Genomic DNA, 22,283 nt, shown 5'->3' with positions numbered 1-22,283 from the left:
CCGCCCGCGCGTCACGACATCACGACAGGCTGCTTACTTGCCGCCGATGCTCTTCAGCGGCTTCCACTCGCCCTTCTCGACCTTGTACATCGTGATGCCGCCGTTCTTCAGGTCGCCCTTCGCGTCATACGCGACGTGCGTCGACGTCACGCCGGCCATGTCGGTCTTCGCCAGCACCGGCAGGTACTTCGCCGGATCGGTCGAATCGGCCTTCTTCATCGCGTTCAGCATCGCCATCGCGCCGTCGTACGCGTACGGCGAGTACGTCTGCACTTCTTCGCCGAAGCGCTTCTTGTACTTGTCGGCGTACGCCTTGCCGCCCGGCATTTCTTCCAGCGGGAGGCCGGCCAGCGATGCGATCGTGCCTTCGGCCGCGGGGCCCGCGATCTTCAGGAACGTCGGCGTCTTCACCATTTCGCCGCTCATCAGCGGTGCGGTGATGCCGAGCGTCTTCATCTGCTTGACCATCGGCGCTGCCTGCGAATCCGCGCCGCCGTAGTAGACGAGGTCCGGCTTCGTCGACTTGATCTTGGTCAGGATCGCCTTGAAGTCGACGGCCTTGTCGTTCGTGAATTCGCGGTCGACGATCGTCGCGCCGCCGGCCTTCGCAGCCTTCTCGAACTGGTCGGCGAGACCCTGGCCGTATGCCGTGCGGTCATCGACGATCGCGATCTTCTTCAGGCCGAGATCCTTCGACGCGAACGTGCCGGCCACCGAGCCCTGCTGCGTGTCGGACGTCATCATGCGGAAGGTCGTCTTGTAACCTTGCTGCGTGTATTCCGGTGCCGTCGCCATCGCGATTTCCGGAATGCCCGCGTTCGCGTAGATGCGCGAAGCCGGGATCGTCGTGCCCGAGTTGAAGTGGCCGAGCATGCCCTTGATGCCGTCGTCGACCAGCTTCTGCGCGACCGTCGTACCCGTGCGCGGGTCAGCCTGGTCGTCCTGCGTGTCGAGCACGAACTTCACGGCCTTGCCGCCGATCTTCGGGTTCGTCGCGTTGAAATCTTCCAGCGCGAGCACGATCCCGTTCTGCATATCCTTGCCGTAGTGCGCCTGCGCGCCCGTCATCGGCCCTGCGTAACCGATCTTCACGTCATCCGCATGGGCCGTCCCCGCCAGCGACATGACAGCGACGAACGTCGCGCCTGCCACCTTTTTCATCGTGTGTTGCATAGCATCTCCTTGGTACCAGGGTAAATGGAGCGGCTTCGGGATCGCCTTGCCGCTTCCTTTGTTTGATCCGAACGGCAAGGATGATCAGCCGATCGTCATCAAATTCGCATTGCCGCCCGCCGCCGCCGTGTTCACGCTCACCGAGCGCTCCGTCAGCAGCCGCTCCAGCGCGTAGTCTTCCGCGTCGCCGTTCTCGAACGCGCCCACCGACACGCCCTGCACCGACACGATCGGGCCCGGCCGCTGCGCGACGTCCTTCACGAGCGTCTGCAGTTCGTCGCTGTCGCCTTCGAACAGCACCGCGTCGAACGGCGCGTCGGCCTGCTTGCGCACGGCCGCATGCGTCTTCAGCGACGCCGGCAGCGCGGCGACCAGCGCCTCGCCCGCCGCGCCGGCGAACAGCGCGCGGTTGCCGGTGGCCAGCACCGCCGCGAACTGCGCACGCGCACCGCCCGGCGTTGCCGCGACACACAGCACCGTACCGCGCGGGCCGAGTGTATACGTGTTTCGCTCACCCGTCGGCCCGCTCAGCACGGCGGTCGCGCCGGCCGGCACCTGGGCCAGATAGCCGTCGCAACGCGCGGCCAGCGCCGGCTCGCGCTGCTCGATCAGCCAGTCGCGCAACGTCGTGAGCGCCGCCGCCGGGTTGCTGCGCGCGTCGCCGTCGGCCGCGCCATCCGCGATCAGCGACTGCGCGAGCGAGCGCGGCAGGCCCGACGGACGCGTCGCGAGCAGGCGCTGCAGGTACAGCGCGCCACCGGCCTTCGGGCCCGTGCCCGACAGCCCTTCGCCGCCGAACGGCTGCACGCCGACCACCGCGCCGATCACGTTGCGGTTCACGTAGATGTTGCCCACGTGCGCGTTCGAGATCACGTGCGCGATCGTCTCGTCGATCCGCGTGTGGATGCCGAGCGTCAGCCCGTAACCGGTCGCGCGGATCTGCTCGAGCAGCTTGTCGAGCTGGCTGCGGCGGTAGCGCACCACGTGCAGCACGGGGCCGAACACTTCACGCTTCAGCTCGTCGACGGTGCCGATCTCGATCAGCGTCGGCGGCACGAACGTGCCGTGCGTGCAGGCCTCGGGCGCCGGCAGCTGCGTCACGGCGTGGCCCTTGTCCTTCATCGTCGCGACGTGCGTGTCGATCGTCTGCTTCGCTTCGGCGTCGATCACCGGGCCGACGTCCGTCGACAGCCGGTCGGGGTTGCCGAGCGCCAGCTCGTGCATCGCGCCCTTCAGCATCGTCAGCGTGCGGTCCGCGACATCGTCCTGCAGACACAGAACGCGCAGCGCCGAACACCGTTGACCGGCCGAGTCGAACGACGACTGCATCACGTCCGCGACCACCTGCTCCGCGAGCGCCGACGAATCGACGATCATCGCGTTCTGGCCGCCCGTTTCGGCGATCAGCGGAATCGGCTTGCCATCCGGGTCGAGGCGCGCGGACAGCGTCTTGTTGATCAGGCGCGCGACTTCGGTCGAGCCCGTGAACATCACCGCACGCGTGCGCGGATCGGCGACCAGCGCCGCGCCGACGGTCTCGCCGTCGCCCGGCAGCAGTTGCACCGCGCCGGCCGGCACGCCGGCCTCGCGCAGCAGGCGCACGGCCTGCGCGGCAATCAGCGGCGTCTGTTCGGCCGGCTTCGCGAGCACCGTGTTGCCGGCGGCGAGCGCAGCAGCAACCTGGCCCATGAAGATCGCGAGCGGGAAGTTCCACGGGCTGATACAGACCACGGGGCCGAGCGGACGGTGCGTGTCGTTCGAGAATTCGTCGCGGATCTGCGCCGCGTAGTAGCGCAGGAAGTCGACCGCTTCGCGGATTTCGGCGATCGCGTTCGGCAGCGACTTGCCGGCTTCGCGCACGATCAGGCCCATCAGCGTGTGCATCTGCGCTTCGAGCAGGTCGGCTGCGCGCACCAGGCAATCGGCGCGTGCGTCGACCGGCGTCGCCTGCCAGATCGGCGCGGCGGCCACCGCATGCGCGAGCGCCGCGCTCACGTGTTCGGCCGTCGCTTCGCTGACCGTGCCGACCAGGTCGCGCTGGTCGGCCGGGTTGCGCACGTCGCGGGCCGGCGCATCGGCGAGCGTGTCGTCGTCGAGCATCGGCGCCGCGCGCCACGGGAAGTGCGCGCTCGCGAGCAGCGCGGACGACAGCGATGCGAGACGATGCTCGTTCGACAGGTCGAGGCCCATCGAGTTGGGACGCTCGTCGCCGTACAGGTTGCGCGGCAGCGGGATCTTCGCGTGCGGCGCGCCGAGCGGCACGACCTTCATCGCTTCGTCGGCCGGATCGGCGACCAGCTCCTTCACCGACACGGTCTTGTCCGCGATGCGGTTCACGAACGACGTGTTCGCGCCGTTCTCGAGCAGGCGGCGCACGAGGTACGCGAGCAGCGTCTCGTGCGTGCCGACCGGTGCGTACACGCGGCACGGACGGTTCAGCTTGTCGCGGCCCGTGACTTCCTCGTACAGCGGCTCGCCCATCCCGTGCAGGCACTGGAATTCATACTGGCCCGGGTAGTAGTTCTGGCCCGCGAGCTGATAGATCGCGGCGAGCGTGTACGCGTTGTGCGTCGCGAACTGCGGATACACGGCGTCCGGCGCCGCGAGCAGCTTCTTCGCGCACGCAAGGTACGACACGTCCGTGTAGATCTTGCGCGTGTAGACCGGATAGCCTTCGAGGCCGTCGACCTGCGCACGCTTGATTTCGGTATCCCAGTACGCGCCCTTCACGAGGCGGATCATCAGGCGGTGACGGCTGCGGCGCGCGAGATCGATCAGGTAGTCGATCACGAACGGGCAGCGCTTCTGGTAGCCCTGCACGACGAAGCCGATGCCGTTCCAGCCCGCGAGATCCGGATCGAAGCACAGCGCCTCGAGCAGGTCGAGCGACAGTTCGAGGCGGTCGGCCTCTTCCGCGTCGATGTTCAGGCCGATGTCGTAGCGGCGCGCGAGCAGCGCGAGTGCGCGCACGCGCGGCAGCAGCTCGCTCATCGTGCGGTCCTGCTGCGAGCGCGAGTAGCGCGCGTGCAGCGCCGACAGCTTGATCGAGATGCCCGGGCCTTCGTAGATGCCGCGGCCGCCGGCCGCCTTGCCGATCGCGTGGATCGCCTGCTCGTACGACGCGTAGTAGCGCTGCGCGTCCTCTTCGGTCGTCGCCGCTTCGCCGAGCATGTCGTACGAGTAGCGGAAGCCGCGCGCTTCGTACTTGCGGCTGTTCGCGAGCGCTTCGGAAATCGTCTCGCCGGTGACGAACTGCTCGCCCATCAGGCGCATCGCCATGTCGACGCCCTTGCGGATCAGCGGCTCGCCGCCGCGGCCGATCAGGCGCGTGAGTGCCGACGACAGGCCGGCTTCGCTGTTGGTCGTCACGAGCTTGCCGGTGATCATCAGCCCCCAGGTCGCCGCGTTCACGAACAGCGACGGCGCGTGGCCGACGTGCGAGCGCCAGTCGCCCTTGCTGATCTTGTCGCGAATCAGCGCGTCGCGCGTCGCGCGGTCGGGAATGCGCAGCAGCGCTTCGGCGAGGCACATCAGCGCAACGCCTTCCTGGCTCGACAGCGAGAACTCGTGGATCAGCCCTTCGACGCCGCCGCCCGAGCTCTTCTCGCGCAGCGCCTCGACGAGCTTCGTCGCGAGCGCCTGCACGTCTCCCTGCAGGTTCGCGGGCAGGCGCGCCTGGCCGAGCAGGAACGGCACGCATTCCGGTTCCGGGCGACGGTAAGCGGCCGTGATCGCCGCGCGCAACACCGATTGCGGCTGCACGTTCTGCGCGAACTCGAGGAACGGATGCGGCGAGTTGTCGTCGTCGCCATCCGCCGCCTGACCGTCGGCGAGCTCCGTCACGCCGCTGTGGCCCGACAGCTCGGGCGGCAGCTGGCCGTGCTCGATCCGCTCGAGATACGCGAAGATCGCCTGCTTGATCAGCCAGTGGGGAGTACGCTCGAGACGCGCGGCGGCATCCTTGAGGCGCGAGCGGAGAAGGTCGTCGACTTTGACGCCGAGAGTCGTGCTTGCCATGGTGGGTTCGTGCGCCGGTGCGAGCCCGGCAATGTAGTGTAAGAGGATGCGCGAAATCCTACGGCACGCAATAAAAAGGTGCAACCAAATTACAAGATAGGTTGCACCTGCAAGTTAGCCAATATAATCAGCCACTTATGTGGTTGCAACCTAGGGGTTGCCCGTGGTCGGCGGATCGGTGTTTTCCCTGATCGGGCCGATTCGGCAGGCGTGTGCAACCTTCGGCGCGCGCGGAAGCGGTCGAAAACGGTTGCACTGGGTAACGCGGCACGGTGCGGCGCCCGGTTCGGGCGCGCGACGGGAGACGGTTCGGGGTCGCCCGGTGGCCCGGGCCGCGGTGCAGCAGCACCCCGCGCGGCGGTCGCGCGGGAGTCGGTCAGATATCGAGCGGATCGACCTCGACACTCCACCGCAGCACGCCCTTCAGCGCGCGCAGCTCCGGCTGCCAGGCACGCAACGCATGCTGCAGCGCCGCCCGCGACGCACTCTCGAGCAGCAGTTGCGCACGATGGACGTTCGCGACCTTGACGATCGTCATCGGCACCGCGTCGTACACGGTCACGCGATCCGCGCCCGGCAGCCCCGGCAACGCGGCTGCCGCCTGCAGCAGGAACGCGAGCGCGGCATCGAGCGTGCGCCCTTCGGCGCGCAGCAGCGCCTGGTAGACGAACGGCGGCAGGTGCGCGTCGCGACGCTCGCCGAGCGTCGAATTCGCAAAGCCGACGTAATCCTGGCGGCCGAGCGCGTGGTACAGCGCGTGACGCGGGTAGCGCGTCTGCACGAGCACCTCGCCCGGCAGCCCGGCACGGCCCGCGCGGCCGCTCACCTGCATCAGCTGCGCGAACAGGCGCTCGCTCGCGCGGAAGTCGTGCGAGAACAGCGCGGTGTCGGCGTTGAGCACGCCGACGAGCGACACGCGCTGGAAGTCGTGTCCCTTCGCGATCATCTGCGTGCCGACCAGGATGTCGACCTCGCCCGCATGCACGTCGGAAAAGAGCGCCTGCGCACTGCCCTTGCGGCGTGTGCTGTCCGCGTCGATCCGCAGCACGCGCGCGCCCGGCACGGCCTCGGCGAGCGCCTCCTCGATGCGCTGCGTGCCGCGCCCGAGCGGCGCGATGTCGACGTTCCCGCACTCCGGGCACGACCGTGGAATGCGCGATTCCCAGCCGCAGTGATGGCAGCGCAGCGCATGCTCGGGCTTGTGCAGCACGACGTACGCGCTGCAGCGCGGGCAGCCGGCCACCCAGCCGCATGCGTCGCACGCGAGCTGCGGGGCATAGCCGCGCCGGTTCAGGAACACGAGGCTCTGCTCGCCGCGTTCGAGCCGCGCCTTCAGCGCCGCGACGAGCGGCCCGGACAGTCCGCCCATCGACGCGCGCCCGCGCCGCCGCTCCTCTTCGAGATCGATCAGCCGCACCGTCGGCAGCGTCGCGTCGGCCACCGCGCGGCGCGACAGCGTGAGCCGCGTGTAGCGCCCCTGGTCGGCCTGCCACCAGCTTTCGAGCGACGGCGTGGCCGAGCCGAGCACGACCGTGATGCCGAGCTGCTTCGCACGCCACACGGCGAGGTCGCGCGCCGAATAGCGCAACCCTTCCTGCTGCTTGTACGCGGGCTCGTGCTCCTCGTCGACGACGATCAGCGCGAGTGTCGGCATCGACGCGAGCACCGCGAGGCGCGTGCCGAGCACGATCCGCGCGCGGCCCGTGTGCGCGGCGAGCCAGTTGCGCGCCCGCTCGCCCTCGGCGAGCCCGCTGTGCAGCGTGACGATCCCGTCGTCGGCGAGCGCGCCCGCGAAGCGCGCACGAAATGCGGCCTCGAACTGCGGTGTCAGGTTGATTTCCGGAACGAGCACGAGCGCCTGCGCGTCCGGCCGCGCGTCGAGCAGCGACGCGAGCGCATGCAGGTAGACCTCGGTCTTGCCGCTGCCCGTCACGCCGTGCAGCAGGAACGGCGCGAAGCCCTGCGCGGCGCGGATCGCGTCGAGCGCCTCGGCCTGCTGGTCCGTCAGCGCCGGCGGCACAGCTCGTCCACTGCTTGTCGACAGGTTATCCACAGCTTTGGCCACAGGCGCATCGGCCCAGCCGATCTCCTCGACGTCGACCCAGCCGCGCGCCGCCCAGTCGTCGAGCGTCGCGGCCGCCTTCGGATGCAGCGCGCGCGCATCGGGCAGCGTCAGCGACCCGGTGTCGACGAGCGCCTGCGCGAGCCGCCGCAGCGCGGCGCCGCGCGCGGGCAATGCATCGGGCAATGCCGCGCGGCCGGCTTCCGTCGGCTGATAACGCACTTCGGGGGCGAGCAGCCGCCCCCAGCGTCCGGCATCGCGCAGCGCCTGCGGCAAGGCCGGCAACGCGACCTCGCCACGCCCGCGCTGATAATAATCCGCCGCGAACGACACGAGCGCGAGCCAGTCGGTCGACAGCGGCGGCAGGTCGGCGCAGATCGCGTCGACCGCGCGCAGCCGCGACGGCGGCACGTCGGTGTGAGTCGTTACTTCGCAAACGAGCCCGACGGCCTGGCGCTTGCCGAACGGCACCTGCACGAGCGTGCCCGGCACGGGTGTCGGCTGCGCGTCGCAGCGGTAGTCGAACAGGGTGGCGAGCGGATGGTCGAGCGCGACGCGCAGGTAGGTGCCGCTCATCGCGGCGCTCCGGCAGCAGCGTCCCGCACCGGACGGACGGCTTGCATCCGCGCCCGCATCGCGGCGGCGAACTTAAAGTAAAACGTCAGATTCGGCGCTAAGTTTTGGATTCGCATTAGGAATCGCCGTATACCCTGGCCAGCCTGTGGATAACTTTGTTGAGAACTCGCCGCCCAATGGCCGCAACGCGCGCGGGGCCGTGCTTTCCGCTGTTTTTCGCCGCTTGCTGCGGTGCCCCGCGGAGCCTTATTCCATAAGGCTGCTATTCAAATTACCAAACCATAGCGAGACAATTTGACCGATACGGGGCTCTACCGCGCTGCAACGTGGAAAATGTGTATAAGTCAAGTCTTGACAAGCACCGAATCGGCAACCGGTGCGGGGTTGCGCCCTGTTTAGTGCGCGCAACGAAACGCTGTCACCCCGCAATGCAGCATGACAGCGCTTGCGTTCAGCCTGCGGCTCCGCTACGGATCGCGCGGCTGTGACTATGCACTTCGTCGACGAGTTCGGCGACGTGATCGGGCGACGTGAACTGCGAGATGCCGTGTCCGAGGTTGAACACGTGGCCCGGATGGTTGCCATAGCTGTCGAGCACCGCACGCGCCTGTTCGCGCACCGCGGCCGGCGGTGCGAACAGGATCGTCGGGTCGAGGTTGCCCTGCAGCGCGACGCGCCCCGCGACGCGCTCGCGCGCGGCGCCGAGGTTGACCGTCCAGTCGAGCCCGACCGCGTCGACGCCCGTCGCTGCGATCTCTTCGAGCCACAGCCCGCCGCCCTTCGTGAACGTGATCACCGGCACGCGCTCGCCGTCGTGCTCGCGCTTGAGCTGCGACACCACGCGGCGGATGTAGTCGAGCGAGAAGCGCTGGTACGCGCCGTCGGCCAGTGCGCCGCCCCACGTATCGAAGATCATCACGGCCTGCGCGCCCGCTTCGATCTGCGCGTTCAGGTACGCCGCCACCGACTGCGCGTTCACGTCGAGGATCCGGTGCATCAGGTCGGGGCGCGAATACGCCATCGACTTCACCGTGCGGAAATCGTCCGACCCGCCGCCTTCGACCATGTAGCACGCAAGCGTCCAAGGGCTGCCCGAGAAGCCGATCAGCGGCACGCGCTGGCGGCCCTCGCCGTCGGTGAGCGCGCGGCGGATCTCGCGCACGGCGCCCGTCACGTAGCCGAGCGTCTCCTCGATGTCCGGCACCGCGAGCTTCGCGACGTCGGCCTCGGTGCGCACCGGATGCGCGAACTTCGGCCCTTCGCCGACCTGGAAGTCGAGGCCGAGCCCCATCGCGTCCGGAATCGTCAGGATGTCGGAAAACAGGATCGCGGCGTCGAGCGGGAAACGCTCGAGCGGCTGCAGCGTCACCTCGGTCGCGTAGTCGGGATTCTTCGCGAGACCGAGGAAGCTGCCGGCACGCGCGCGCGTCGCGTTGTATTCGGGCAGGTAGCGGCCGGCCTGGCGCATCAGCCAGATCGGCGTGTAGTCGGTCGGCTCGCGCAGGAGCGCACGCAGGAAGGTGTCGTTGAGCAGGTTATGGGCCACGGTAGGAGCGACGATGCGAAGGCAAAGCGGCATTTTACCGGACAGCCGCGATCGGGCTGCGCATACCGACGCGATGGCGGCCATATGACGCGCGCGATGGCTCCGTTATGATCGGACGCTCATATCGAACGAAACGAAGGAGGAGACCGATGAAGACACTCGCCACGCTCGCCGCGGCCGCGCTGCTCTGCTGCACCGCCGCGCACGCGCAGACCGCCACGGGCGCCGCCGCAACCGCGCCGGGCGCCGGCTCGCGCCTCGACGACGTGCTCGCGCGCGGCACGCTGCGCGTGTGCACGACGGGCGACTACAAGCCGTATTCGTACTACCGCGCGGACGGCCGTTTCGAGGGGATCGACATCGACATGGCCGAATCGCTCGCGAAGTCGCTCGGCGTGAAGACCGACTTCGTGAAGACGAGCTGGCCGAACCTGACCGCTGATTTCGTCGCGAAATGCGACATCGCGGTGGGCGGCGTGTCGACCACGCTCGAGCGCCAGAAGCGCGCGTTCTTCACGCAGCCGTACGTGGTCGACGGCAAGACGCCGATCGTGCGCTGCGCGCATACCGGCAAGTACCAGACCGTCGCGCAGATCGACCGGCCCGAGACGCGCGTGATCGTGAACCCGGGCGGCACCAACGAACGGTTCGCGAAGCAGTTCTTCACGCACGCGAACCTGACCGTCTACCCGGACAACGTGACGATCTTCAAGCAGATCCTCGCGGGCAAGGCCGACGTGATGGTGACGGATGCGTCCGAGACGCTGCTGCAGCAAAAGCTGAATCCGGGCCTGTGCTCGGTGCATCCGGACAAGCCGTTCCAGTTCGGCGAGAAGGCGTACATGGTGCCGCGCGGCGATGTGGTGTTCCAGCAGTACGTCGACCAGTGGCTGCATCTCGCGCTGTCGACCGGCGAATACCAGGCGATTTCGGACAAGTGGCTGAAGTAATCACACCCGCGCGCGGCGTCCGATAACGGGCACCGACCCCGTGGCGACTGCGCGCGAAAACCGTGTCGTGACGACGGCAATCATGCCCCCGTTACATGTCGCCATCGCGCCGCCGCGCCCGTCACCGGCGCAAAACCGCCCGGATCGGCCCAACGGCCGACTTCCTCGCGCACCAATCACGTTTCAAAATCTTTCCGACGAATGGATCGTCATGCGCGGTATCGGTCGCGCCGCGCACTTTCTCGCGTGAAAATCGGCAATTCATCGCGCCTGATACGCATGAAAAACGCATCGTGCGCATCCCCTGAAAACGCTGCGGAAAGTATGAGTAAAAATGACCTTTTTCAGGATCCCGAAAACAGCAAAAAATCCCGGAAAGCCTTATCCGGCGGGCGTTACAACCTGAAACACTTTGTTACCGCGACGGGTCATTAATTCGCCCACAATGGCCTCAACGGTTTCAACACGGATGCGGTCTCGTGTGCCAAGTGTGAGCGGACGCGAAGCGCTGCGAGCCAGTCGGTCACGTACCGAAGCCCTTCCGAGGGGCATCCTTGTTGGAGTCGTTTCCGGCCCCCCGCCGGACTCGGTTTCATCTTTGGTCTCCTCGCGCTAACCCCGTAGCGTGTGGTTTTTAGCGGGCTAATAAGCCCGCTTTTTTTCGTCCATCGAAAACGCAACGGCCCGCAGGCCGCCACGTTTTTCCGCCGCCGCGCCGCCTGGGCCGCTTTATGCGGTCCTCTGCACGTCGAGCTTCAGCTCCTCGATCATCCGGTCGCGCATCACGAACTTCTGCACCTTGCCCGTCACCGTCATCGGCAGCTCGTCGACGAAGCGGATGTAGCGCGGAATCTTGTAGTGGGCAATCTGCCCGTTGCAGAACGCACGCACGTCGTCCTCGGTCATCTGCTCGTCCGCGCGCAGCACGATCCACGCGCACAGCTCCTCGCCGTACTTTGTATCGGGCACGCCGAATACCTGCGCGCTCTGGATCTTCGGATGCCGAAACAGGAATTCCTCGATCTCGCGCGGATAGACGTTCTCGCCGCCGCGAATCACCATGTCCTTCAGGCGGCCGACGATATTGCAGTAGCCGTCCGCGTCGAGCGTCGCGAGGTCGCCCGTATGCATCCAGCCGTCGGCCAGCACCTCGCGCGTCTTCGCGTCGTCGTCCCAGTAGCCGAGCATCACCGAATAGCCCTTCGTGCACAGCTCGCCCGTCGCGCCGACCGGCACGATGTCGCCGCTCGGGTCGACGATCTTCACCTCCAGATGCGGCTGGATGCGGCCGACCGTCGTCGTGCGCTTTTCGAGCGGATCGTCGGTCGAGCTCTGGAACGACACAGGGCTCGTCTCCGTCATCCCGTACGCGATCGTGATCTCCGACAGGTGCATCTGCGACACGACGCGCTTCATCGTCTCGATCGGGCACGGCGAGCCGGCCATGATCCCGGTGCGCAGCGTCGACAGGTCGAATGTCGCGAATGCGGGATGATCGAGCTCCGCGATGAACATCGTCGGCACACCGTGCAGCGCGGTGCAACGCTCGTCGGCCACCGCCGCGAGCGTCGCGACCGGGTCGAACGCTTCGCCGGGGAACACCATCGCGGCCCCCTTCGACACGCACGCGAGGACGGCCAGCACCATCCCGAAGCAGTGATAGAGCGGCACGGGGATGCAGAGCGAATCCTGTTCGGTGAAACGCATCGCCATCGCGATCGAGCGCGCGTTGTTGACGACGTTGCGGTGCGTGAGCGTCGCGCCCTTCGGGCTGCCGGTCGTGCCGCTCGTGAACTGGATGTTGATCGGGTCGTGGGCCGTGAGCGTCGCGCCGATCGCATCGAGCAGCGCGGAATCGACGGCCTGGCGGCCGCGCGCCATCACGTCCACGAAGCGGAACATGCCGGCCGGCGCGACGTCGCCCATCGACACGACCGTACGCAGGGTCGGCACGCGCGCCGCGTGCAGGTCGCCCGGCGTCGCGGTCGCAAGCTCCGGCGCGATCGTCTGCAGCATCTCGACGTACGCGGACGTCTTGAAGCGCTCGGCCGCGATCACGGCCTTGCAGCCGACCTTGTTCAGCGCGTATTCGAGTTCCGACAGCCGGTAGGCCGGATTGATGTTGACGAGCACTGCGCCGATCCGCGCGGTCGCGAACTGCGTGAGCAGCCATTCGCTGCGGTTCGGCGACCAGATGCCGACGCAGTCGCCCTTCACGATCCCGAGCGCGGCGAGCCCCGCCGCCAGCACGTCGACCTCGTTCGCGAACTCGCGCCAGGTCCAGCGCACCTGCTGCTCGCGGAACACGACGGCCGGGCGGTCGGGAAAGCGGCCGGCCGTGTCGAGCAGGAACCGGCCGATCGTCGCGTCGGATAGCGGCACGTCGGTCGCGCCGCGCACGTACGACAAGCCGTTCTCGGGCGCGATCAGCGCGCCCACGCCAAGGTCTGCTGCCATGAATGTCTCCGTCCTTTTGGTCTGATCGGCCCGCGCGCGCCTGCTGCGCCCGCCTCCGCCGCCTGAGTCGCGACGGACGGCCTCACCGCGGATGATGCCGCGCTCCGCTGACGACACTCTGACAGCAAATCGCGGCGGACGGATGAAATAGCACGACCGGACGGAATGATCCGGCCCGTAAAAACGCGGACGAAAAAAAAGCAGCCCGAAGGCTGCTTTCTTTCGCGGGATACGCGGCGCGGCTCAGTGCCGGCTGCGGATCTTCGCCAGACGCTGGATCGCTTCGAGCTGCGCCATCGCGGTCGCGAGCTCGGATTGCGCCTTTGCGAGGTCGAGATCCGACTTCGCGTTCTGCAGCGTTTCCTCGGCACGCTTGCGCGCTTCCTCGGCTTTCGCCGCATCGAGGTCCTTGCCGCGGATCGCGGTATCGGCGAGCACCGTCACGGTGCCCGGCTGCACTTCGAGAATGCCGCCTGCGACGAACACGAATTCGTCGTTGCCGCCCTCGACTTCGATGCGCACCGCACCCGGACGAATCCGCGTGATCAGCGGCGTGTGGCCCGGCAGAATACCCAGCTCACCCGTTTCGCCCGGCAGCGCGACGAATTTCGCCTGGCCCGAGAAGATCTGCTCTTCCGCGCTGACGACGTCTACTTTGATGGTTGCCATATCGAACTCCTGTCGGCGGGAGTGAGTGCTTTGGCACTTACTCCCGCCCCATGCCGCAGTTGGCGGGAGTTAGCGCTTCAGCACTTACTCCTGTCCTGCGGCGGTCGACGGGAGTAAGCGCTTCGGCGCTTACTCCGATCCCTTGATCCTTACGAGATCTTCTTGGCCTTTTCGAAGGCTTCGTCGATCGTGCCGACCATGTAGAACGCCTGTTCCGGCAGGTGGTCGCACTCGCCGTCGACGATCATCTTGAAGCCGCGGATCGTTTCCTTCAGCGGCACGTACTTGCCCGGCGAGCCCGTGAACACTTCAGCAACGTGGAACGGCTGCGACAGGAAACGCTGGATCTTACGCGCGCGCGCGACCGACAGCTTGTCTTCCGGCGACAGTTCGTCCATCCCCAGAATCGCGATGATGTCGCGCAGTTCCTTGTAGCGCTGCAGCGTCTGCTGAACACCACGGGTGATCGAGTAGTGCTCTTCACCGATCACGTTCGGGTCGATCTGGCGCGACGTCGAGTCGAGCGGGTCGACCGCCGGGTAGATACCCAGCGAAGCGATGTCACGCGACAGAACGACGGTTGCGTCCAAGTGGCCGAAGGTCGTAGCCGGCGATGGGTCGGTCAAGTCATCCGCAGGGACGTACACGGCCTGAACCGACGTAATCGAGCCCTTCTTGGTCGACGTGATGCGCTCTTGCAGCTTGCCCATTTCTTCAGCCAGCGTCGGCTGATAGCCCACTGCCGACGGCATACGGCCGAGCAGTGCCGACACTTCGGTACCGGCCAGCGTGAAACGGTAGATGTTGTCGACGAAGAACAGCACGTCGAGGCCTTCGTCACGGAAGTGCTCGGCCATCGTCAGGCCGGTCAGCGCGACGCGCAGACGGTTGCCCGGCGGCTCGTTCATCTGGCCGTACACCAGCGCGACCTTGTCGAGAACGTTCGAGTCCTTCATTTCGTGGTAGAAGTCGTTTCCTTCACGGGTACGCTCGCCCACGCCCGCGAACACGGAGTAACCGCCGTGTTCCTTCGCGATGTTGTTGATGAGCTCCATCATGTTGACGGTCTTGCCCACGCCAGCACCGCCGAACAGGCCAACCTTGCCGCCCTTTGCGAACGGGCAGATCAGGTCGATAACCTTGATACCCGTTTCGAGCAGTTCGGTCGACGGCGACAGTTCGTCGAACGCCGGAGCCTTCTGGTGGATCGAACGCGTCACGTCGCTCTCGATCGGACCGGCTTCGTCGATCGGACGGCCGAGCACGTCCATGATACGACCGAGGGTCGGCTTGCCGACCGGCACCGAAATCGGCTTGCTCGTGTTCTTCACGGTCAGGCCGCGGCGCAGGCCGTCGGATGCACCCAGACAGATGGTACGGACCACGCCGTCGCCCAGCTGCTGCTGGACTTCGAGCGTCAGTTCCGAGCCATCGAGAATGAGCGCGTCGTAGATCTTCGGCATGCTGTCGCGCGGGAATTCCACGTCGATAACGGCGCCGATGCACTGTACGATCTTGCCTTCTACCAAAGCAGCAGTACTCATCGCTTTTCCTTTAAATACCTGATTCTTTACTCGCGCAAAGGCGCAGTTGTCGTCCCGGGCGCGCGCTTAAACAGCGGCTGCGCCGCCGACGATCTCCGACAGTTCTTTCGTAATCGCGGCCTGACGGCTCTTGTTGTACACGAGCTGCAGTTCGCTGATCACCGTCTTCGCGTTGTCGGACGCGGCCTTCATCGCGACCATGCGCGCCGATTGCTCGGACGCCATGTTTTCGGCGACGGCCTGGTACACCAGCGCTTCGACGTAACGCACGAGCAGTTCGTCAACGACTGCCTGCGCGTCCGGCTCGTAGATGTAATCCCACGACGTAGCCGGCGTACCGTCATCGGCTTCGAAGTGTTCCGACGACAGCGGCAACAGCTGCTCGATTACGGCTTCCTGCTTCATCGTGTTGACGAAGCGCGTGTAAGCGATATAAACCGCCGACAGCTTGCCTTCCGAGTACAGATCGAGCTGCGTCTTCACGGCGCCGATCAGCTTGTCCAGATGCGGGGTGTCGCCGAGGTGCACGACCTGCGACATCACCTTCGCGCCGAAGCGGTTCAGGAACCCGAGGCCCTTGCTACCGATCGCGGTGGCTTCGACCTTCTGGCCCTTCTCGTTCAGCTCCTTGAACTTCTGCACCGTCGCACGCAGCACGTTGGTGTTCAGACCGCCGCACAGCCCCTTGTCCGTCGTGACGAGGATGATGCCGGCCGTCTTCGCGCCGTCGTTCGCCACCATGAACGGGTGGCGGTACTCCGGGTTCGCACGGCTCATGTGCGCGGCGATGGCACGGACCTTGTCTGCATACGGACGAGCGGCGCGCATGCGTTCCTGCGCGCGACGCATCTTCGATGCAGCCACCATCTCCATCGCCTTCGTGATCTTGCGCGTGTTCTGCACGCTCTTGATCTTGCCGCGAATTTCCTTCATTCCAGCCATAGCTTGCTCCTTGACCGAAGCGGCGCGGGCGCATCAGCACCCGCGCGGCCTCAGTGTGTCACTCGCGGATCAATAGGCACCGGACTTCTTGAAGGCTTCGATCGCCGAGCGCAGTGCGCCTTCGTCGTCCTTCGAGAGATCCTTGGTGTCTTCGATGCGCTTGATGAGGTCAGCGTGGCTGGTCTTCAGGTTGTCGCGCAGGCCCTTCTCGAACGCGAGCACTTGCTTGACGTCGAGGTCGTCGAGGTAGCCGTTGTTCGCGGCGTACAGCGACACGGCCAGTTCCCAGACCTGCAGCGGCTGGTACTGCGGCTGCTTCAGCAGTTCCGTCACGCGGCGGCCGCGCTCGAGCTGCTTGCGGGTCGCTTCGTCGAGGTCCGATGCGAACTGCGCGAATGCGGCCAGTTCACGGTACTGTGCGAGGTCGGTACGGATACCGCCCGACAGCTTCTTCACGACCTTCGTCTGAGCGGCGCCACCGACGCGCGACACCGACACGCCGGCGTTGATTGCCGGGCGGATGCCTGCGTTGAACAGGTCGGTTTCCAGGAAGATCTGGCCGTCGGTAATCGAGATCACGTTCGTCGGAACGAACGCGGTCACGTCGCCAGCCTGCGTTTCGATGACCGGCAGTGCCGTCAGCGAACCGCTCTTGCCCTTGACTTCACCGTTCGTGAACTTCTCGACGTAATCTTCCGACACGCGAGCAGCACGCTCCAGCAGACGCGAGTGCAGATAGAACACGTCGCCCGGGTACGCTTCACGGCCCGGCGGGCGGCGCAGCAGCAGCGAGATCTGACGGTATGCCCAAGCCTGCTTGGTCAAGTCATCATAAATGATCAGCGCGTCTTGGCCGCGGTCGCGGAAGTATTCGCCCATCGTGCAGCCGGCGTACGGTGCGAGGTACTGCATCGCAGCCGAATCCGATGCCGAAGCGGCGACGACGATCGTGTATTCCATCGCGCCCGTTTCTTCGAGCTTGCGAACCACGTTCATGATCGACGAAGCCTTCTGGCCGATCGCGACGTAGATACAGATCAGGTCCTTGCCCTTCTGGTTGATGATCGCATCGAGCGCCACTGCGGTCTTGCCGCACTGACGGTCGCCGATGATCAGCTCACGCTGGCCACGGCCGATCGGCACCATCGCGTCGATCGACTTGATGCCCGTCTGCACCGGCTGCGACACCGACTTACGCCAGATCACGCCCGGGGCGATCTTTTCGATCGCGTCGGTCAGCTTCGCGTTGACCGGGCCCTTGCCGTCGATCGGGTTGCCGAGCGCATCGACCACGCGGCCGACGAGTTCCGGACCCACCGGGACTTCGAGAATGCGGCCCGTCGTCTTGACGATGTCGCCTTCCGAGATGTGTTCGTATTCGCCGAGAATCACCGCGCCGACCGAGTCGCGCTCGAGGTTCAGCGCGAGACCGAACGTGTTGCCCGGAAACTCGAGCATTTCGCCCTGCATCACGTCCGACAGGCCGTGGATACGCACGATACCGTCGGTCACGGAGATCACGGTGCCCTGGTTGCGAACGTCTGCGCTCGCTTCAAGGCCCTGGATCCGGCTCTTGATCAGCTCGCTGATCTCAGAGGGATTGAGTTGCATTATTCGCTCCTGATAGTCAATTCTGTTGCCTGCCGGCGGCCTGGGCGCTCAAGCGCTCAAGGCCGTCTGCATGCTGACGAGCCGCGCGCGGACCGAGGTATCGAGCACTTCGTCGCCGACCGTCACGCGCACGCCGCCGATCAGCGACGCATCGGTCTGGACCGTCGGCTTCAGCTTGCGCTTGAACTTGCGTTCGAGGCTGGCGAGGAGTTCGGTGAGCTGTGCGCCTTCGAGCGGAAACGCGCTGACGATCTGCACGTCTGCCGCGCCTTCGCGCGCATTCTTCAACTCGTCGAACTGCGCGGAGATTTCCGGCAGCAGTGCGATACGGTGATTTTCGACCAGCATCTGCACGAAGTTCTTCGCTTCCGCACTGGTCGCGAGCGGCGATTTCACCGCGGCGAGCAGCAACTCGTTGACCTGCGCGCGGCCCACTTTCGGGTTCGACGCGATCGACAGCACTTCGGGCAGTTGCGCAACCTGAGCCAGCTCTTGCACGAGCGTGGACCAGGCGGCGATATCACCACCCTCGGCCACGCGGAACAGCGCTTCTGCGTAAGGGCGGGCGATGGTTGCAAGTTCGGCCATGATCAGAGCTCGGCTTTCAGTTGATTCAGCAGTTCGGCGTGGGCCGTTTGATCGACTTCGCGCTTCAGGATCTGCTCGGCGCCCTTGACCGCCAGCGTGGCGACTTCGCCGCGCAGCGTTTCACGCGCCTTCACGATTTGCTGATCCGCGTCCGCCTTCGCCTGAGCGATGATGCGGGCGGCTTCGGCATGGGCTTGAGCCTTGATTTCTTCGGCCACCGACTGCGCGCGCTTTTCAGCGTCGGCAATGCGTTGTTGACCGTCGTTACGGGCCTGCGCGAGTTCCTGGTCGACGCGCTTGTGCGCCGCTGCGAGTTCCGCCTGACCCTTTTCCGCGGCCGAGAGGCCATCGGCAATTTTCTTCGAGCGCTCGTCGAGGGCGTTGATCAACGGCGGCCACACGAATTTCATCGTGAACCACGCGAGGATCAGGAACACGACCATTTGCGCAAACAGGGTTGCGTTGAGATTCACGGTGTTTCCTTATCTGCAATTCCGGAAATTGAAACGAGGAGGAGCGCGTCGAAAATGAATTCGATTGGCGCTCGTCATCCGTTCCACCCTGCGCCTGCGATCGCCGGCGCAAATCTTCCGAGGAACCTTAGCCTGCGAGCTTCGACAGGAGCGGGTTCGCGAATGCAAACAGCATTGCCACACCAACGCCGATCAGGAATGCCGCATCGATCAGACCAGCCAGCAGGAACATCTTCGTTTGCAGCGGGTTGATCAGCTCAGGCTGACGTGCGCATGCTTCGATGTACTTGCCACCCATCAGACCGATACCGATACAGGCGCCGATCGCACCCAGGCCGATGATGATACCGATACCGATAGCGGTCAGACCCTGGATGTTGGCGATGAAAGCTTGCATGATCACTCCTTTGTGAAAAGACTTGGAACTGGAATTAAAAGAAAACTAAAAACAAACCTGCTTGATTGTCCGGCTGCTTAGTGCGATTCGTGAGCCTGGCCGAGGTACACCAGCGTGAGCATCATGAAAATGAACGCTTGCAGCAAAACAATCAGGATGTGGAAGATCGCCCAGATGCTACCCGCGAGGATATGGCCGATGAAGCCGAGCACCGATGCGTCCGCACCGAAACCCCACATGCTGCCGAGCAACGCGATCAGCAGGAACAGCAGTTCGCCTGCGTACATGTTGCCGAACAGTCGCATGCCGAGCGAAACGGTCTTGGCAACGTATTCAACGATGTTCAGGCCCAGGTTCGGGATCCACAGCAGCGGATGCGCACCGAACGGAGCCGACACGAGTTCGTGCACGAAGCCGCCCGCGCCCTTGATCTTGATGCTGTAGTAGATCATCAGCACGAAAACGCCAAGTGCGATGCCGAGCGTGCCGTTAAGGTCGGCCGTCGGGACGATGCGATGATGCGGGATGACTTCCGACAGGCCCAGCCAGCCGATCACGCGGCCCGGCAGGTCGACGGGGAGGAAGTCGAGCGAGTTCATCAGCGCGACCCAGATGAACACGGTCAGCGCGAGCGGCGCAATGAAGGTACGATTGCCGTGGACCACCGCCTTCGACTGGTCTTCGACCATCTCGACGATCATCTCGATCATGCACTGGAAACGACCCGGTACGCCCGGCGTGGCCTTGCGGGCAGCCATGTACAGAATCAGGATCGTGGCGAGACCGCAGACGATCGACCAGAACAGCGTGTCGAGATTCCAGACGTGGATATCGAAAATCGACGTCTGATGCGCGGTGGAGAAGTTCTGCAAGTGGTGCGCAATGTACTCGGACGGATCCAGAGCACGCGAGCCTTCGCTGGTTGCCATATCGTTAGTGCCACCCAAATTGTCGAAAATCGGTCTTCCGCTTCACCGCAACACTCTATTGCGGGAACGCGCCTGCGCATGTTCGTGTCGAACCGCGCAAGGTCTCACAGCCTATCGCCAGGCCAGCGCAATCCAGTACGTTTTCAGCACGAGCAAGTACGTAATGAGCAAGGGCACCCAGTGCACACCGGGGTACCACACGGCGATCGCGACAAACAGCGCGATCGTCGCACCCATCTTGAGTACTTCGCCGGTCACCCATCCCATCACGGTGTCGGCACCGCCCCACTTCAAACGCACCGCGAACAATGCACTCGGCGCCCAGCCAATCGCTCCGCCCAGAAATGCGGATTGCGCAGCGGCGCCCGGCGGCTTCGAAGAAAACAGCCACCACGCCAGCGTTGCAACCAAGGACAAAGCCACTTGCGCAATCACGACCCGATAGGGCGTGACCCGCGAGGGTCGGCTTACATCCGGCCCGAACAGCGTTTCCGCTTCGGCCCGCGTAAGCGGAACGATTGTTGTGTCGTCTTGCTGCCCGGCATCCCAGTCGTCGTCGGCTGCGTGCCGCCGCTCGACGGTCGGTTCGGTACTGCGGCTTGCGCTGTGCTTGTCGTGTCCGTTGATCGGCTCGTCCTGACCCGCCATCGCAATTTCCCGCAAAATCCGTATCCGCCCCGAAGAAACTTTCTGAAAGCTTTCGGGGGTGCCTAGCTAACAAATCCGGGCGATTGTAAGCGATAGTTGCAGGTGATTCAAGGCTTTAGACGCGACAAAAATCTGCGTAAAACGCCACCCCATCATGTGAAAAACCGCCCGATTCGACGACGTACGATGACAGTTGTAAGGTCGGTTTCTTGCGCCGGTATTTCTTGCTCGAAAAAATCCGGCGACGCGGATACCCGTGGAAACGACGCCCGATGCAGGCCTGGACGGTGCGGCATGGGCGCCGCCGGAGCTTCGCTGCAATGTCGTCGTCCGCAACCATTCGTTGCGGCGAGCCGGAACCGGCGGGACGCTGCGGCCGACCTGCCGAGCACAACGCGCGAAATTCGACCGGACGCTCGTGCACCGATATGTCCAATCAGTTGTCGCGCCGCCACAGAAGTTCGACTGTGGGTTGCGGGACTTATCAACAACCTTTAATCACCGCGAACGCTGTGCGCCCTGCCCGCCAATCCAGCGGCATGTCTGTGCCGCACGCAGCGGCCTCGTTCAACCACGCACCAGCAACCACGCGCCCAGTGCCGCGCTCGCGAGCGCGAACGGGATCGACACCAGGTGGAACGGCAGCCACATGCGCGGCTCCTTCGCGAGACGCACGGCGATCAGGTTCGCAAGCGAGCCGATCGCGAAACCGAAGCCGCCCACCGATACGCCGAATGCAAGCGCACGCCAGTCGTGCGTGAATTCCGACAGCAGGATCGCGGCCGGCACGTTGCTGATCGCCTGTGACAATACGGCACCGGCGGCATAGACGCGCAGCGGTGAATCGAGTTGCGCATTGGCAATCGTGTCGTGCACGACAGGCAGCGCAGCCGCGCTGCGCAGCACGACGAACATCAGCACGAAGATCAGCAACAGCAGCCAGTCAATCTTTAGGACTGCGTCACGTTTGACGGCGAGCAGCACGATGGCGACACCGACGAGGCCCGGCAGCGGATGATGCGCATCGGCGAGCAGTACGAACGCGGCAAACAGCACCGCCGCGATCAGCGCGTGCATGCGTTGTACGGGAAACGCGGCGGCATCGCCGGACAGGTCGAGCGGCTTCGCGCGGAACATGAACGCAGTCACCACGAACAGCAGCACCATCAGCGCAAGCGCGAGCGGCCCGAGCGTCACCACGAAGCGGCCGAACGACACGCCGCTCAGTTGCCACAGGAAAAGATTCTGGGGATTGCCGAGCGGTGTCGCGACGGACCCCGCGTTGACGGCCAGCGCGACGACGATCACGAGCCGCCGGAACGGCAGCGGTGTCAGCGCGCGAAGCGACACCATCAACGGCACGACGACGAACAGCGCGACGTCGTTGGTGAGCCACATCGACAGCACTGCGGCGAACCCGACCAGCAGCATCGCGAGCCCGCGTTCGGAATGCACGTGATGGACGATGCGGTGCGCGAGCCACATCAGGCAGCCGGACAGCTCGAGCGCCTTGGTCAGCATCAGCAGGCCCGCGAGCGTCGCGACCGTCTGCCAGTCGACACGACCGGCGAGTACCGCAAATGATTGCGGACGCACCCATTGCAGCACGATCAGGCCAAGCGCAAGCACCGACAGAACCGGTTCCTGCGCAAGCCAGCCGAGCCACCGGCGCGGCGCCGGTGCGCCCGTCTCCTCCATGGG

General features: G+C 65.3%; 16 protein-coding genes. 1 reads left to right on the top strand and 15 read right to left on the bottom strand.

What is annotated here, in order from left to right; all coding sequences use genetic code 11:
• Positions 1 to 33 precede the first annotated feature (33 nt).
• From AC5LXK_RS00535 to hemE, 4 genes are all read right to left on the bottom strand, one after another.
• On the bottom strand, positions 34 to 1,173 hold the full coding sequence (locus tag AC5LXK_RS00535) for a branched-chain amino acid ABC transporter substrate-binding protein (RefSeq protein ID WP_493389886.1): 1,140 nt from the start codon (positions 1,171 to 1,173) through the stop codon (positions 34 to 36).
• A gap of 84 nt (positions 1,174 to 1,257) precedes the next feature.
• On the bottom strand, positions 1,258 to 5,190 hold the full coding sequence (putA, locus tag AC5LXK_RS00530) for a trifunctional transcriptional regulator/proline dehydrogenase/L-glutamate gamma-semialdehyde dehydrogenase (protein ID WP_493389885.1): 3,933 nt from the start codon (positions 5,188 to 5,190) through the stop codon (positions 1,258 to 1,260).
• A 376-nt stretch (positions 5,191 to 5,566) separates the two neighbouring features.
• Entirely contained in the window at positions 5,567 to 7,828 is a 2,262-nt protein-coding gene (locus tag AC5LXK_RS00525) for a primosomal protein N' (RefSeq protein ID WP_493389884.1), read from the bottom strand.
• A 451-nt stretch (positions 7,829 to 8,279) separates the two neighbouring features.
• Positions 8,280 to 9,374: a uroporphyrinogen decarboxylase gene (gene hemE, locus AC5LXK_RS00520; protein ID WP_493389883.1), complete on the bottom strand. Its 1,095-nt coding sequence runs from the start codon at positions 9,372 to 9,374 to the stop codon at positions 8,280 to 8,282.
• Positions 9,375 to 9,523: 149 nt separating this feature from the next.
• Here hemE and AC5LXK_RS00515 point away from each other — a divergent pair, with 149 nt between their 5' ends.
• Positions 9,524 to 10,324 carry a transporter substrate-binding domain-containing protein gene (locus tag AC5LXK_RS00515; protein ID WP_493389882.1) on the top strand — a complete coding sequence of 267 codons (801 nt, stop codon included), beginning with the start codon at positions 9,524 to 9,526 and terminating at the stop codon, positions 10,322 to 10,324.
• Positions 10,325 to 11,053: 729 nt separating this feature from the next.
• Here AC5LXK_RS00515 and AC5LXK_RS00510 read toward each other — a convergent pair.
• The 11 genes from AC5LXK_RS00510 to AC5LXK_RS00460 all read right to left on the bottom strand — a co-directional run bounded on the left by AC5LXK_RS00510 (position 11,054) and on the right by AC5LXK_RS00460 (position 22,280).
• The gene (locus tag AC5LXK_RS00510; protein ID WP_493389881.1) at positions 11,054 to 12,781 is read right to left on the bottom strand and encodes an AMP-binding protein; all 1,728 of its coding nucleotides are present in this window, start codon (positions 12,779 to 12,781) and stop codon (positions 11,054 to 11,056) included.
• 243 nt (positions 12,782 to 13,024) lie between these two features.
• The gene (locus AC5LXK_RS00505) at positions 13,025 to 13,450 is read right to left on the bottom strand and encodes a F0F1 ATP synthase subunit epsilon (RefSeq protein ID WP_493389880.1); all 426 of its coding nucleotides are present in this window, start codon (positions 13,448 to 13,450) and stop codon (positions 13,025 to 13,027) included.
• A gap of 149 nt (positions 13,451 to 13,599) precedes the next feature.
• Positions 13,600 to 14,994: a F0F1 ATP synthase subunit beta gene (gene atpD / locus AC5LXK_RS00500; protein ID WP_493389879.1), complete on the bottom strand. Its 1,395-nt coding sequence runs from the start codon at positions 14,992 to 14,994 to the stop codon at positions 13,600 to 13,602.
• 66 nt (positions 14,995 to 15,060) lie between these two features.
• Entirely contained in the window at positions 15,061 to 15,936 is an 876-nt protein-coding gene (gene atpG / locus AC5LXK_RS00495) for a F0F1 ATP synthase subunit gamma (RefSeq protein WP_493389878.1), read from the bottom strand.
• A gap of 69 nt (positions 15,937 to 16,005) precedes the next feature.
• Positions 16,006 to 17,547 (bottom strand): F0F1 ATP synthase subunit alpha, encoded by a 1,542-nt coding sequence (gene atpA / locus AC5LXK_RS00490; RefSeq protein ID WP_493389877.1) that lies wholly within the window; start codon positions 17,545 to 17,547, stop codon positions 16,006 to 16,008.
• A 48-nt stretch (positions 17,548 to 17,595) separates the two neighbouring features.
• The gene (locus AC5LXK_RS00485) at positions 17,596 to 18,135 is read right to left on the bottom strand and encodes a F0F1 ATP synthase subunit delta (protein ID WP_493389876.1); all 540 of its coding nucleotides are present in this window, start codon (positions 18,133 to 18,135) and stop codon (positions 17,596 to 17,598) included.
• Between the two features lie 2 nt (positions 18,136 to 18,137).
• Positions 18,138 to 18,608 (bottom strand): F0F1 ATP synthase subunit B, encoded by a 471-nt coding sequence (locus AC5LXK_RS00480; RefSeq protein WP_493389875.1) that lies wholly within the window; start codon positions 18,606 to 18,608, stop codon positions 18,138 to 18,140.
• Positions 18,609 to 18,735: 127 nt separating this feature from the next.
• Positions 18,736 to 19,005 carry a F0F1 ATP synthase subunit C gene (gene atpE / locus AC5LXK_RS00475; RefSeq protein ID WP_025990054.1) on the bottom strand — a complete coding sequence of 90 codons (270 nt, stop codon included), beginning with the start codon at positions 19,003 to 19,005 and terminating at the stop codon, positions 18,736 to 18,738.
• Between the two features lie 77 nt (positions 19,006 to 19,082).
• Positions 19,083 to 19,934 (bottom strand): F0F1 ATP synthase subunit A, encoded by an 852-nt coding sequence (gene atpB / locus AC5LXK_RS00470; RefSeq protein ID WP_174953318.1) that lies wholly within the window; start codon positions 19,932 to 19,934, stop codon positions 19,083 to 19,085.
• A gap of 111 nt (positions 19,935 to 20,045) precedes the next feature.
• Positions 20,046 to 20,582, bottom strand: a complete 537-nt coding sequence (locus tag AC5LXK_RS00465; RefSeq protein WP_493389874.1) for an ATP synthase subunit I — start codon at positions 20,580 to 20,582, stop codon at positions 20,046 to 20,048.
• A gap of 567 nt (positions 20,583 to 21,149) precedes the next feature.
• A complete protein-coding gene (locus tag AC5LXK_RS00460) occupies positions 21,150 to 22,280 on the bottom strand; it encodes an SLC13 family permease (RefSeq protein ID WP_493389873.1) in 1,131 nt (376 codons plus the stop codon).
• Between the last annotated feature and the right edge of the window lie 3 nt (positions 22,281 to 22,283).

It is taken from the genome of Burkholderia pulmonis (assembly GCF_984667975.1).
Note: the sequence above shows the minus strand (reverse complement) of the source record. Positions and strands in the feature narration are given on the sequence as shown.